Below are 13633 nucleotides of genomic sequence, written 5' to 3'. Positions count from 1 at the left end.
CCCGTCGGCGAATCGCCCGGACGGGCCGACGCGCCCCCGACAGCCACCCACCGCCGCTCACCTACGGGTGGTGGCGCAGGCGGCCCGCCGGCTGGCGCTCGGGCCGGACCACGCACCTGTGGCGGGGCGACCCGGGCCGACCTGCGCATGATCACCAGCGCTTGAGTTGATGCGGTGACGTTGTTAGGTTGCGCCGGGGCCGGTGTGCTGTGTGGCTCGCTCCTGACTGACCGGTCAACTAGCTCAGGGCCAGGGACGGTGTGATGGGTTCCCGCAGTACGAAGCTGCGCGCCAAGGTGGTGGCCCTGCTGGCCACACTGGTGGCGCTCTGGAGCTTCGCCGCCTGGGTGACCGTCCGCGATGGATTGAATCTGCTCGGTGTGCAGGCGCTCGACGTGCAGGTGTTCGATCCCACCGAGCCGCTGCTGTTGCAGTTGCAGTTGGAACGGCGCACGTCGCTGGTCTATCTCGGACGCCCGCAAGAGGCGAGGCTCGACGAGCTGACGCGGCTACGCGAGCGCACCGACCAGTTGGCCGCCGAATTCGCCGAGTCGACCGACGACTGGCAGGTCGGCGTGCTCGGCAGCGACGCGCTGCACGACCGTGTCGCCGAGCTGAAGCGGCAGCTGGCCGCGCTGCCGGATACGCGCACCGCCGTCGACGGGCGCAACATCGGCCGCAGCGACGCCGGTGCGACGTTCACCGCGCTGATCGAGTCCATCTACGAGGTGTACGACGAACTCGGCAATCTCGACGACGACCAGGTCGCCGAGGACACCGCTCACCTGATCCAGCTCAACCGGGCCCGGGAGTTGCTGTCCCAGGAGGACGCCATGCTGGCCGGTGTGCTCGCCGCGGGCCGGATCACCCCGGTCGAGCGGGCCGAGTTCACCCGGGTCGTCGGTGCCCGTCGGTTCGTCGCCGAGCAGGCGGTCGTCCGGCTGCCCGATGCTGATCAGAGCCGCTACGAGCAGATGGTCACCGGAGCGAGCTTCCGGCGGCTGGCCGATCTGGAATCCCAGGTCATGAACGGCAGCGGCACCAACCGGCTGCCGTTCTCGACCGCCGACTGGTCCGACACCACAGGTGCGGCGCTGATCGAGATCGGTGACGTGGTGCTGGCCGGCGGCGACGACATCGTCAAGCGCGCCACGCCGGTCGCGATCGGTGTCATCGTCCGGCTGGTCCTCTTCGCGGGTCTCGGCCTGCTCGCGGTCGTCGCCTCGGTGGTCGTGTCGATCACCACGGCACGGGCCCTGGCGCGGCAGCTGAAACGACTGCGCGATGCGGCGTTCCGACTCACCGACGAACGGCTGCCGAGCGTGGCAAAGCGGCTCGGGCGCGGTGAGCAGGTGGACGTCGCCGGGGAACTGCCACCGCTGCGCTTCGGTGACGACGACTTCGGCCAGGTGGGTCGCGCCTTCGACGTGGTGCAGGAGGGCGCCGTCCGCACCGCGGTCGAGCAGGCCGAACTGCGCAGGGCCGCACGCGAGGTGTTCCTGAGCCTGGCCCGGCGTACCCAGGCCCTGGTGCACCGCCAGCTCACCCTGCTCGACGCGATGGAGCGCCGCGAACAGGACGCCGAGGCGTTGGCAGACCTGTTCCGCGTCGACCACCTGGCCACCCGGATGCGGCGCAACGCGGAGAACCTCATCGTGCTCTCCGGCTCCACCCCGGGCCGGGCCTGGCGCCGTAGCGTCCCGATGGTGGACGTGGTCCGGGGCGCGCTCGGTGAGGTCGAGGACCACACCCGCGTCACTGTGCGTTCGATCGGCGACGTGTCGCTGGCGGGGCGGGCCGTCGGTGACGTCATCCACCTGCTCGCCGAACTGATCGAGAACGGGCTCTCGTTCTCGCCGCCGCACACCAGCGTCGAGGTACGCGGAGAACTGGTGGCCAACGGCTTCGCCATTGAGATCGAGGACCGCGGGTTGGGCATGACCGTGGCGGACCTCGCCGCCGCCAACCACCGCATCGTGGACCGTACCGAGCTGAATCTCGCCGACCCGTCCCGGCTGGGTCTCTACCTGGTGAGCCGGTTGACCGACCGGCATGGCGTGCGGGTCCGGCTCAAGGAGTCGGTGTACGGCGGGACGACCGCCGTGGTGTTGATCCCGAGCGATCTGATCGTCGACCAGGCCGAGCCGAGCCCGACTGGGGGACAACCTGCGGACGCCCCGGCACGGCCCACCGGCGACGGTGACGCGATCGGGACCGGCCGGGAGGTGCCGGCGGAGATCGGGCACGCCGATGGATCAGGGCTGCCGAGCAGGCCCCGGCCCCGTGCCGGGCAATCCGTCGACTGGGACGGACCGACCGTTCCGATTGGACTGCCGGTGGCCTCAGCGTCCGCCGAACGCCCGCCATGGCCGCCGCTCCCGACAACCGACCCCGGAGGCGGTGCGGGCCCCGCCGCCGGTCGGCCGGCCGAGCCGGTGACCCCGGGCGGCCCGACGCCGGCCGAGATCGAGCTGACCCGCACCGAGTCGGGCCTGCCGGTCCGGGTACGCCAGGCGAGCCTGGCCCCGGCGTTGCGGGCCGAGCCGGAGGCGGTGCAGGCGGACGAGGACGTGGTCCGCGAGCCCGAACAGGTTCGGCGCATGATGAGTTCGTACCAGACCGGCACCCGGCGCGGACGCTCCGACGCCGCACGGCTGTTCGGTGCTGGCGGTCGGTCCGGGCCCGACGATGAGCCCGCAGACGCCGATCAACAGGCGACCTGACCGAGGTGCGCTGCCCGGCGAGCCGGGGAGTTCGGTCAGGCCCAAGTGAGCACGGCGATGAGCCGGGGGAGAAGAGGACGACGAAGTGGCCCAGAAGACGGCTTCGAGTGCCGACCTGACGTGGTTGCTGGATGATCTGGTTGGCCGGGTCAAGCAGGCCGAACACGCGGTCGCGCTGTCCGCCGACGGCCTGCTGATGGCCTCCTCGCAAGGGCTCAGCCGCGACGACGGAGAGCACCTGGCGGCGATGGCGGCCGGCATCCAGAGCCTGGCCCGCGGCGCCGGCAAGCGTTTCGGCGGCGGGCAGGTGCAGCAGACCATCATCGAGATGCAGTCGTCGTTCCTGTTCGTCACCGCCGCCGGGCGTAACGCCTGCCTGGCGGTGCTGGCCAGTGAGGACGCCGACGTCGGGCTGATCGCGTACGAGATGGCCATGCTGATCACCCGGGTCGGCCGGTACGTCGCCTCGCCGTCCCGGCCCGCTGAGCAGGTCAACGGGGAGGAGTAGCCCGGGTGACGGTGGTGGAACGCGGCGACCGGTGGCAGGCCCGCCCGGCCACCAGTTCGCCGGCCTGGGCCCGGTACACCTGGCGATCGTCGGCATACAGCATCTTCGAGGCGGTTATCAATGGACTACGGGCACGCTGAGCGGCCGTCGGACGCGGCGGCTCTGCCCACGGCGATCAAGATTCTGATCGCCGGCGGATTCGGGGTGGGCAAGACCACACTGGTGGGCGCGGTCAGTGAGACGCGCCCGCTGCGGACCGAGGAGGTGCTGACCGAGTCGGGAGTGGGCGTCGACGACCTGGAAGGCGTCGAGGCGAAGCGGACCACCACCGTCGCGATGGACTTCGGTCGGATCACCATCAGCGACGACCTGGTGCTGTACCTCTTCGGCACCCCGGGCCAGGACCGGTTCTGGTTCGTCTGGGACGAGTTGGCACTCGGTGCGATCGGCGCTGTGGTGCTGGCCGACACCCGTCGGCTGGCCGACTGCTTCCCCTCCATCGACTACTTCGAGGGTCAGGGGACACCGTTCCTCGTCGCGGTCAACTGCTTCGAGGGAGCCCGCCGATACCGGCTCGACGAGGTGCGGTCGGCACTGAACCTCGACCCCGAAGTGCCGGTGCTGCTCTGCGACGCCCGGCAGCGGGAGTCGGCCAAGGAGGTGCTCATCATGCTGGTGGAGCACGCCATGAAGATCCGGGATGCCCGCCGCGCCGACTGACGGGGACACCGACGACGTGAGGGCTCCCACCCGGCGGGTGGGAGCCCTCACGGCATCGCGTCAGTTGGCGATCATGCGCCGCAGCACGTACTGCAGGATGCCGCCGTGCCGGTAGTAGTCCGCCTCACCCGGGGTGTCGATCCGCACCACCGCGTCGAACTCGACCCCACCATCGGTGGTGACCTTCACCGTGCGCGGCGTGTCGCCGTCGTTGAGGGCGGTCACCCCGGTGATGGTGAACGTCTCGGCGCCGGTCAGCCCCAACGACTCGGCGTTCTCCCCGGCGGGGAACTGCAACGGCAGCACGCCCATCCCGATCAGGTTGGAACGGTGGATCCGCTCGTACGACTCGGCGATGACCGCCTGCACCCCGAGCAGCATGGTGCCCTTCGCCGCCCAGTCCCGCGACGAGCCGGAACCGTACTCCTTGCCGGCCAGGATGACCAGCGGCACGCCCGCCTCCTGGTACGCCATGGAGGCGTCGTAGATCGAGGTCTGCTCGCCGGTCAGGTGGTTGACCGTGAAGCCGCCCTCCACCCCGGGGACGAGCTGGTTACGCAGCCGGATGTTGGCGAACGTGCCCCGGATCATCACCTCGTGGTTGCCCCGGCGGGAGCCGTAGGAGTTGAACTCGTGGCGCGGCACGCCGTGCTCGGCGAGGTACTGCCCGGCCGGGGAGTCGGCCTTGATGGAACCGGCCGGCGAGATGTGGTCCGTGGTCACCGAGTCGCCGAGCTTGGCCAGCACCCGAGCGCCGGCGATGTCGGTCACCGGCTCCGGCTGCTGCCGCATGCCCTCGAAGTACGGGGGCTTGCGGACGTAGGTGGAGTCGCCGTCCCAGGCGAAGGTGTCCCCGGTCGGCGTCGGCAGGGACTGCCAGCGCTCGTCACCGGCGAAGACGTCGGCGTACGCGGAGCTGAAGCCGGTGGCGCCGATCGCGGAGGCGATCACGTCCTGGATCTCGGCGGTGCTCGGCCAGATGTCGCGCAGGAAGACCGGGTTGCCCTCACTGTCCGCGCCGAGCGGCTCGTTGGCCAGGTCGATGTCCATCGTGCCGGCCAGGGCGTACGCCACCACCAACGGCGGGGACGCCAGGTAGTTCATCTTCACGTCCGGGTTGATCCGGCCCTCGAAGTTGCGGTTGCCGGAGAGCACCGAGACGACCGCGAGGTCAGCCTCGTTCACCGCCTCGGAGATCTCCTCCGGCAGTGGGCCGGAGTTGCCGATGCAGGTGGTGCAGCCGTAGCCGACCAGGTGGAAGCCGAGCTTCTCCAGGTACGGCGTCAGGCCGGCCCGCTCGTAGTAGTCCATGACGACCTTGGAACCGGGCGCGAGGGTGGTCTTCACCCACGGCTTGCGGTTCAGGCCCTTGTCGACGGCGTTGCGGGCCAGCAGCGCCGCGCCGATCATCACCTGCGGGTTTGAGGTGTTGGTGCAGGAGGTGATCGCGGCGATTACCACGGCGCCGTGGTCCAGCTCGAACTCGGTGCCGTCGGCGCCGGTGACCCGGATCGGGTTGCTCGCCCGACCGCCCGAGCCCACGGCGGCGTTCACCAGGTCACGGGGCGCGTCGGCCGGGTCGTCGATGCCGTTGGCCGGGGAGTCGCTGGCCGGGAACGACTCGGCGCTGGCCTCGTCGGCGTGGCCGGTCACGCCGTACGGCTGTTCCTGCTGCGGGACGCCCGGCTTGCGGCCCGGGTCGCCGCCGGTCTCGTCGGCGGACACGTAGTCGGTGAGCGCCGAGCGGAACAGGGTCTTGGCGTTGCCGAGCGGCACCCGGTCCTGCGGGCGCTTCGGTCCGGCGAGGGAGGGCTCGATGGTGCCCAGGTCGAGTTCCAGGCTCTCGGAGTACACCGGCTCGTGGTCCGGGTCGTGCCAGAGGCCCTGCTCCTTGGCGTACGCCTCGACGAGGGCGACCTGCTGCGGATCGCGGCCGGTCAGCTCCAGGTAGCGGACGGTCTCGGCGTCGATCGGGAAGATCGCCACGGTGGAGCCGTACTCCGGGGACATGTTGCCGATGGTGGCCCGGTTGGCCAGCGGCACCGCGCTCACGCCGGGACCGTAGAACTCGACGAACTTGCCGACCACGCCGTGCTTGCGCAGCATCTCGGTGATGGTCAGCACCAGGTCGGTGGCGGTGGTGCCGGCCGGCATCTCGCCGGAGAGCTTGAAGCCGACCACCCGTGGGATCAGCATGCTGACCGGCTGGCCCAGCATGGCGGCCTCGGCCTCGATGCCGCCGACGCCCCAGCCCAGCACGCCCAGACCGTTGACCATGGTGGTGTGCGAGTCGGTGCCGACGACCGTGTCCGGGTACGCCTGGCCACCGCGCTCCATCACCGTGCGGGCCAGGTACTCGATGTTGACCTGGTGCACGATGCCGGTGCCGGGCGGGACCACCTTGAACTCGTTGAACGCGCTCTGGCCCCAGCGCAGGAACTGGTAGCGCTCCTTGTTGCGGGTGTACTCCAGCTCCACGTTGCGCTCGAAGGCGTCCTCGCGGCCGAACAGGTCGGCGATGACCGAGTGGTCGATGACCAGCTCCGCGGGGGCGAGCGGGTTCACCTTGGTCGGGTCGCCGCCGAGGTCGCGGACGGCCTCACGCATGGTTGCCAGATCGACCACGCAGGGTACGCCGGTGAAGTCCTGCATCAGCACCCGGGCCGGGGTGAACTGGATCTCGACGTTCGGGTCTGCGGTCGGGTCCCACGCACCGAGCTGGCGGATGTGCTCGGCGGTGATGTTCGCGCCGTCCTCGGTCCGCAGCAGGTTCTCCAGCAGGATCTTCAGGCTGTAGGGGAGCCGTTCCTGGCCCTCCACCTTGCTGATCTTGAAAATCTCGTAGCTCGCGTCTCCGACGCGTAGCTGGGTCTTCGCACCGAAGGTGTCGAGGCTCGCCACGTCGTACTCCTTCACACCAGCGACCGTGAGTAGTCCTGAGCAGTCTTTCGCACCGGCCGGAGTGCTGCCGTGGTTAGGCAACACTTACCGCCGATTCTCGCCGTCAACAAAACCGTACGTCCGTCTTGCTATTCACGCAACCCGGTGTCATCGTCTGGACGGGAGGTGCACATGATCCATCACGTACAGCTCGCCTGCCCGCCGGGCTCGGAGGACCTGTCGCGGGCCTTCTACGTCGGCATCCTCGGCCTCACCGAGCTGACCAAACCGCCAGCCCTCGCGGCCCGTGGCGGTTGCTGGTTCCAGGGGTACGGCACGGAGCTGCACCTGGGTGTGGAGGACGACTTCCGGCCGGCGCGTAAGGCGCACCCTGCCCTGCTGTGGCTCGATCTCGACACCCTCGCCGCGCGGCTGAGCGCCGCGGGCTATCCGGTCACCTGGGGTGACGACGAACTGCCCGGGTTACGTCGCTTCCACACCCACGACGCCCACGGCAACCGCCTGGAGTTCCTCACCCCCACCACCCCCTGACACCCCCTGACACCCACCACCCAGCGCCACCCCCGACCGCCGTCGGGTCTGAGCGCCGGGGCGCAACCGGGCAGCAACATCGGGGATGTCGCTGCCTGGCCCACGGCGCGACACAGCAACATCCCTGATGTTGTCGCACCCCCGGGGCGGGGCGGGGCAGGGCGGGGCGCGGTTTGGTGTGGTGACGACGAAGGGCCGACCCCTGGGGGGTCGGCCCTTCGTGGTGTTCGGTTGGTCAGGAGGTGGCGTAGCCGCGGGTGGCGATCCAGTTGGCCAGATCCTCGGTGGTCACCCAGTAGGACGCCTGGTTCGGGTCGGCGGAGTCGGCGATCTTCACCTGCTCGCCACCGTCGCGGTACCCGACGACGCTGATGTAGTGGCCACCCTCGAAGCTGTGGGCGGTGCCGTCGGTGTCGGTGGCGGTGCCGGCGATGTTGGCCACGACGGCCCGGCCGGCGTCCACCGTGCGGATGACGTCCTCACGCAGCTTGTCGGCCTGCTTGGTGTCGGCCTTGGCGCCGGAGATCTCGACCGACTTGTAGACGTCCTTGCCGGTCTCCTTGTTCAGCACCGGGGTGATGTCGTTGATGGAGTTGGTGCCGGCCTCGGTGGTGCCCATGCGCTCGGCCATGTCGTGCTGGTCGATGTTCTTGCCCTGCACGGACAGGGCGTTGCGGGTGGCGGCGGGGCCACAGTAGTAGAAGGTGTCCTGGGCCTGGTAGCGCACGTCGAGCTGACGCTCGCCGCCGGGCTTGCGCTCGGCCTGCAGCTGGGCGACCGGCTTGGCGGCCGGGGCGGCCTGGGCGGCGATGGCGGGGCCGGCGATGCCACCGGCGGTGGCGGCAGCAGCGGCGATGGTCAGAGCGGTCTTGCGCAGGATGGTGGTAGCCATGATCGGTTCACACCTTTCGGTCGGGGGTGCGCGCGGCTGTGCCCGCGATGGGGGATGCGGGTGGGCCGTGCGGAAAGGGGAGTGCATGGCGTGCGTGCGTCCGGCGCTCGGTGCCCGGGAGACGGTGTAACGCCGGGTCGGCCGGAGTCATTCCGGAGAGTTGCGCCGGGGGTCGGGCCCACAGGGCCGCGTGGTTCCGGGTGTAACGCCGGGCGGGCCGGGTGCATTCCGGGGCCTCGCGCGGAGGCGACTGCCCCGGCGCTTTGTCGTGGGGGGTGTAACGCCCGGCGGCGGGTGGTCATTCCGGCCGGCTCGGGGGCGCCCGGGGTGCTCGCGGTTACGCCATGTACAACGGCGGGGCGGCCGGCTGGATTCCGCGTCTGCGGTGACCGCCATCACCGCAATACACCATATAACGGGCATCCCGCGAGGGGTCGCCGTCTCGGCAGGTCGTTAGGCGCGCCGAGGCGCATGACGGCGCGGGGTGCCGTGGCGTTTTCGGGCGGGGGTAAGGGGAAAGCGGCGGCGGTCAGGAGGCCACGACCGAAGGGAGAGGCCGTGCGGCAGCAGGACCGGTCCGTCGCCATCCGGGAGCGTCTGTCGCCGGTCGCCGGGGCGCCGCTGTGGTGCGACGCGCTTGACTTCGGACTTCGGGGCGATGGGGTGACAAACGACCAGCCTGCGCTGTCTGCCCTGGTCGACCGCTTGGGCGAGGGATACGCCGCCGACAGTAGAGCGCGGGTCATCTACTGCCCGCCGGGCATCTACTCGATCCGGGACGCGGGCACGATCTGGCGCAGCGGGGTGTCACTGATCGGTGCGGGGCCGGGTGCCACCCGGTTCGTGCTGAGCAACGAAGGTAACCGGGCAGACCCGACACCGCTGGCCTTCTGGACCACTGTGCAGCACGGTGCCGACCGCGACCGGCACATCGCCGACTGCACCTTCGCCGACTTCGAGATCGACGGCTCGGGTGTGGCCATGGCCGAGTACAGCTATCTGGCCAAAGGGCTCGGCCTGCAGTACGTCGTGCGCGGCGTGTTCCGCAATCTCTACATCCACCACACCGGAGCCACCGGACTCGGCTGCGACTTTCTTCAGGACAGCCTGATCGACGGTGTGGTGGTGGTCGGCTGCGGCCGGCTGGACACCGGTGAGCAGATCGGCGGCGCGGGCATCGGCATCGGCATCGGTGGCTGGGGTGCGGTGGAGCGCTGCACCATCAGCAACTGCACAACCCTCGGCAACGGCACCAACGGGATATTCCTGGAGCTACAAAAGCCGTACTGGACGCCGCCGCGCGGCTACCGCATCATCGGCTGTCACAGCCAGGCCAACCGGTTCGGGATCTCGGACTGGGGCGCCGACGGCCTGATCGTCTCCGCCTGCACCCTCACCGGAAACCTGGAGGCCGGCTTCGACGTCTCCGCCAACGGCACGGCGGGCATCGCCGGCCGGGGTGGCATCCTCAGCGACTGCGTGATCGACCGCAATGTCCGCGACGGGATCAGCATGGGGAACACCCCCGGGCCGTACACGATTCGGGGCAACCGGATCAGCGGCAACGGTTGGTACGGATACCACCAGCACAGCCTGGGCAACGGCTATGAAGGCCCGGCGTCGGACGTGGTGATCGACAGCAACGAGTTCTGGAACAACGGTCTGGACGGAATCCGGGTCGACCGGCCGATGGTCGACGCGGCGGTGACGAACAACCGGATCCGGAGCAACGGGCGGCAGTGCGCCCCGGCGGCGACCGGCTCCGGTGAGTCGGTGCGCTACGGCCGGCGTGCGGTGTCGGACCGGGCGGCGGTGTGGGCACCCGACGGGCATCGCGGAAAGCTGCTGCGGGTGGGGTCCCGACTGGCACTTGTGGTCGGCAACACCGAGATGGAGTTGGAGTTGGCTGATCTGCGGCCGGATGCCGCGATCGCCTGGAACGAGGACGTGCCGCCACCGGGCGCGCGCTACGAGTTGCCGGCGGCGGCGCCGATCCGGGCCGGGTTCACGGTGAACGCCCACTTTGAGTCGGCGATGGTGCGCGGCAACCGGATCTGGGACAACCGCGACGATCCGACGCAGAGCTACGGCATGTGGATCAGTGACCGCGGCACGTGCGTCTCCTGCCGGGTCGAGGACAACGACCTCGCCGGCAACGCCGAGGGCGCGATGCGGCTGGACAGCCAACCGGTCGGTGGTCGTTGGGACCGCAACCACATCGACGTGGACTGAGGCGGCCTCAGCCGGCCTCGTCGTCCGGGGATTTCGAGCTGGCCTCCGCGTGCCGGTCGCGCAGCCGGGCCCGGATCTCCTCCGGGGTGTACGCGCGCCGCCGCCGCTCCGCCCGGGCGATCACCACGCCGGAGGCCGCGACACCGGCCAGGCCGGCCAACCCGAGGACCTTCCACCACCGCATCCGTCGCCGCATCCGCTTAGGGTAGTCCTCTATGAGCATCAGCCTGGACGAGGCGGTGGAGCTGACCCGTACCGGCGATCTGTGGGTCTTCCGGGGCCGCAGCGTGCCCGACCGGGCCATCCAGTTGACCACCAACAGCCCGGTCAACCATGTGGGCATGGCAGTGGTGCTGGACGACATGCCACCGCTGATGTGGCACGCCGAGCTGGGTCGGTCGCTGCCGGACCTGTGGAGCGGCACCCACCAACGTGGTGTGCAGTTGCACGACCTGCGGGACGCGGTCTGTGTCTGGGCCAATCGGTACGGCCAGCGTGGCTGGCTGCGTCAGCTTGAGCCGCCGGCCGACGCGGAGATGGAGCGGTCGGTGCTGCGGACCATCGCCCGGCTGGACGGCACACCGTTCCCGTCCACCGCCCAGCTGGCCTGGCGGTGGATGCGCGGGCGGGTACCGTCGCCGCGGTTGCCGCTGCCGGGCGCCCGGCGACGCGTTACGGCAGCGCGGGACCTGGACCTGGAGACCGCGTACTGCGCGGAGGTCGTGGCGGTCACCTACGAGGCGATGGGGCTGCTACCGGTCGGACGCCGACCCAACTGGTACGACCCGGGCCGGTTCTGGAGCGGGGACGACCTTGGTCTGCACGGCGGTGCCCGGCTGGGCAGCGAGATCGAGGTGCGGATCCCATCTCGGTGAGGTTTCGTCGAGGAACGCCCCGGCAATTGCTTGCGGCGTGACTGCTTCCACCGATCTCGACCTGCTGACCGATTTCTTCGACCGGTACGGGGCGGCGTTGACCGCCGGCGACCTGCCGGCGATCGCCGGCTGTTACGCCCTGCCCGGGCTGGTGGTTGCCGACACCTACAGCTTCTCGTTCAACTCCCCGGCCGCCGTCGCGCTGTCCTTCGTGGGCGCCGCACCGGACTACGCCGAGCGTGAGTTGGTCGCGGCGCACGCCGACATCGATCAGGTACAGCAGATTTCCGCCCTGCTCGTGGAGGTCGCGGTGCGCTGGGAGTTCCTGGACAGCCAGGGTCGGCAGGTGCCCGGCGAGCGGTACCGCTACCTGCTGCGCAGCACCGAGGAGGGGCCGGCCATCTGCACTGTCGTGCGGACGGGCTGAACGGCGGTACGACCCTGGCCGCCGACCGGCCAGGTGGGGCGCGTCGATGTGCCGGGTACGTCGGGCAGGTCGGCCGGCTTTGGCACCTGCCCGTTTCGCGCCCCCGCCCGGCGTGACTAGGCTGCCGGTCGGCGACGACGAGTGGGGACCTCAATGTCAGTGCGGCCGTCCGGTGATGCCGACGACGATGCCACCGGTGACGAGTACGGCGACGGCAACCGTGCCGGCACCGGCGACCGGAACGACGAGGCCGCCGGTGACCAGAGTGGTGGTATCACCGGTGAGCGGAACGATGACACCGTCGGTGGGCACGCCCTGTCCAGGATGATCGCCTCCGTACCCTGGGTGGTGGTGCTGGTCGGCGTCGCGGTGCTGGCGGTGCTGCTGGTGGTCGCGGTGTTGTCGTTCCGCGGTCCCGAGCGTCCGTCCGCGTGGGCGCCGGGCCCACCGATGAGCCTGCCGACAGCTGCCGCGGAGAGCGTGGAGGCAGTGCCCACGGCACGTGCGACGACCTCGACCGGTCCCACCGCGACGGCTTCGGTCACCCCGACCGGCTCACCCGCGTCATCCGGATCGGCGGCACCGCCGACCGCTCCGGCGCTCACCGGATCGCCCGCGCGGCCGCAGGCCAGCCGGTCGCCGAGCGCGTCCACCCCGGCGGCGCCGACCGACGAGGGCGGGGCGGTCACCGCCAGCTACCGGGTGCTCGACGCCGACGACGCGGATCATTTCGAGGCCCAGCTGGTGGTCAGCAACGGCACCAGTCGATCGGATGGTTGGCAGGTGGAGTTGCGTTTCAACGGCGGCGTCACCGGGATCCGGGCCTCCAGCGGCCCGGGGGTCTCGGTGACCATCAGGGGCCCCGGCTGGTATCTGCTCAGCGGGACCGGTCAGCTCGCCGCCGGGACGCAGCAGTCGGTGCAACTGAGGTTCACGCGCAACGGCGGCGAGGAGTATCCGACCCAGTGCACGATCAACGGGACCGGCTGCGGGACCGGTTAGGACAGTTGGTGATTCGTCGGGCACTTTCCGGCGCGGCTGAAGATCGTTACGCTTGCCGGGCTGCCCGCTGAGGAGAGAGATGTCCGGTACGCGTCGCGCTCCCCGTCGGTTTCCGCCGCACGGCTCCACCGCCGTGGCTTCCTCGCCGTGGATCCTGGTGTCGATCGGCCTCGTCATCATGGTGGTGCTGCTCGTCATCGCGGTAGGCGCGTACCGGGGGCCCGGACCGGACTTCCAGCCGGAGCCGCCGGGACAGCCACCGGTCGCCGCCGCGCCGATACCCGAGCGCGCCTCGTCGACAGGTCGGGAGGTGTCGGCGCCGCCGTCGGTGGCGGTGCCGGGGCTGTCCCCACGCCGGACCGACCCACCGAGCCCGACCCCCAGCGCGGCGCGTACGACGATGTCGCCGCCGGCCGCGTCGCCATCGGTCGCACCGTCCCGTACGCCGGCACCGCCGCCCGCGCCGATCGACGCGCGGTACCGGGTCTTGCACATGTTCCACGGCGGCTTCATCGCGGAGGTGTCGATCCGTAACACCTCGGGTCGTGGCGTGGACTGGGTGGCGCGGGTGGACTACCCGGGCGGGCGGGTGGTGACCGCCTGGCTGGAGGGTGTTCCACAGGGGACGTTCAGCGGTGCGGACGGGACGTTGACCTATCGCAGCGGGCCGGAACTGGCCGGCGGATCATCGGTGTACCTGCGTTTCCACATCGAATCGGCCGATGCCCGGCCCGCGAGTTGCCGCGTCTCCGGACGCACCTGCCGCAGCCGTTAGCGTCCAGCGGGAGAAGGGGCGGCAGCCCGGCTTGCGCAAGTGTCTGC

At 70.4% G+C, this 13633-nt stretch carries 13 protein-coding genes; 10 read left to right on the top strand and 3 right to left on the bottom strand.

Going from position 1 to position 13633, the window contains the following annotated elements; all coding sequences use genetic code 11:
* The first annotated feature begins 263 nt into the window (after window positions 1–263).
* The 4 genes from O7601_RS26400 (at window position 264) to O7601_RS26385 (ending at window position 3951) form a co-directional block, all read left to right on the top strand.
* Complete coding sequence (locus O7601_RS26400) at window positions 264–2723, top strand: nitrate- and nitrite sensing domain-containing protein (protein ID WP_281563774.1); 2460 nt, start codon at window positions 264–266, stop codon at window positions 2721–2723.
* Between the two features lie 85 nt (window positions 2724–2808).
* The gene (locus O7601_RS26395) at window positions 2809–3231 is read left to right on the top strand and encodes a roadblock/LC7 domain-containing protein (protein ID WP_281563773.1); all 423 of its coding nucleotides are present in this window, start codon (window positions 2809–2811) and stop codon (window positions 3229–3231) included.
* A gap of 5 nt (window positions 3232–3236) precedes the next feature.
* Window positions 3237–3371 (top strand): hypothetical protein, encoded by a 135-nt coding sequence (locus tag O7601_RS26390; RefSeq protein ID WP_281563772.1) that lies wholly within the window; start codon window positions 3237–3239, stop codon window positions 3369–3371.
* Entirely contained in the window at window positions 3352–3951 is a 600-nt protein-coding gene (locus O7601_RS26385) for an ATP/GTP-binding protein (RefSeq protein ID WP_281563771.1), read from the top strand. Before O7601_RS26390 ends, O7601_RS26385 begins: the two co-directional genes overlap by 20 nt.
* Before the next feature lie 60 nt (window positions 3952–4011).
* Here O7601_RS26385 and O7601_RS26380 read toward each other — a convergent pair whose 3' ends face one another.
* Window positions 4012–6867 carry an aconitate hydratase gene (locus O7601_RS26380; RefSeq protein ID WP_281563770.1) on the bottom strand — a complete coding sequence of 952 codons (2856 nt, stop codon included), beginning with the start codon at window positions 6865–6867 and terminating at the stop codon, window positions 4012–4014.
* Between the two features lie 156 nt (window positions 6868–7023).
* Between O7601_RS26380 and O7601_RS26375 the strand changes: the two genes are divergently transcribed.
* The gene (locus tag O7601_RS26375) at window positions 7024–7383 is read left to right on the top strand and encodes a VOC family protein (RefSeq protein ID WP_281563769.1); all 360 of its coding nucleotides are present in this window, start codon (window positions 7024–7026) and stop codon (window positions 7381–7383) included.
* Window positions 7384–7618: 235 nt separating this feature from the next.
* Here O7601_RS26375 and O7601_RS26370 read toward each other — a convergent pair whose 3' ends face one another.
* Complete coding sequence (locus tag O7601_RS26370; RefSeq protein ID WP_281563768.1) at window positions 7619–8275, bottom strand: C39 family peptidase; 657 nt, start codon at window positions 8273–8275, stop codon at window positions 7619–7621.
* Window positions 8276–8833: 558 nt separating this feature from the next.
* Here O7601_RS26370 and O7601_RS26365 point away from each other — a divergent pair.
* The gene (locus O7601_RS26365; RefSeq protein ID WP_281563767.1) at window positions 8834–10507 is read left to right on the top strand and encodes a right-handed parallel beta-helix repeat-containing protein; all 1674 of its coding nucleotides are present in this window, start codon (window positions 8834–8836) and stop codon (window positions 10505–10507) included.
* 7 nt (window positions 10508–10514) lie between these two features.
* Here the strand turns inward: O7601_RS26365 and O7601_RS26360 are convergent, their stop codons facing one another.
* A complete protein-coding gene (locus tag O7601_RS26360; RefSeq protein ID WP_281563766.1) occupies window positions 10515–10703 on the bottom strand; it encodes a hypothetical protein in 189 nt (62 codons plus the stop codon).
* A 19-nt stretch (window positions 10704–10722) separates the two neighbouring features.
* Here O7601_RS26360 and O7601_RS26355 point away from each other — a divergent pair, with 19 nt between their 5' ends.
* The 4 genes from O7601_RS26355 (at window position 10723) to O7601_RS26340 (ending at window position 13586) form a co-directional block, all read left to right on the top strand.
* A complete protein-coding gene (locus tag O7601_RS26355; protein WP_281563765.1) occupies window positions 10723–11382 on the top strand; it encodes a hypothetical protein in 660 nt (219 codons plus the stop codon).
* 37 nt (window positions 11383–11419) lie between these two features.
* Entirely contained in the window at window positions 11420–11809 is a 390-nt protein-coding gene (locus tag O7601_RS26350; RefSeq protein ID WP_281563764.1) for a hypothetical protein, read from the top strand.
* 153 nt (window positions 11810–11962) lie between these two features.
* On the top strand, window positions 11963–12811 hold the full coding sequence (locus O7601_RS26345) for a hypothetical protein (RefSeq protein WP_281563763.1): 849 nt from the start codon (window positions 11963–11965) through the stop codon (window positions 12809–12811).
* A 79-nt stretch (window positions 12812–12890) separates the two neighbouring features.
* Window positions 12891–13586, top strand: coding sequence for a cellulose binding domain-containing protein (locus tag O7601_RS26340; RefSeq protein WP_281563762.1), 696 nt, complete (start codon window positions 12891–12893; stop codon window positions 13584–13586).
* Window positions 13587–13633: the final 47 nt, after the last annotated feature.

Source organism: Verrucosispora sp. WMMD573 (assembly GCF_027497175.1).
In the GTDB taxonomy this organism is placed as follows: Bacteria; Actinomycetota; Actinomycetes; order Mycobacteriales; family Micromonosporaceae; genus Micromonospora.
The sequence above is the reverse complement of the archived record's forward strand: the minus strand, read 5'-3'. Positions and strand labels throughout refer to the sequence as shown.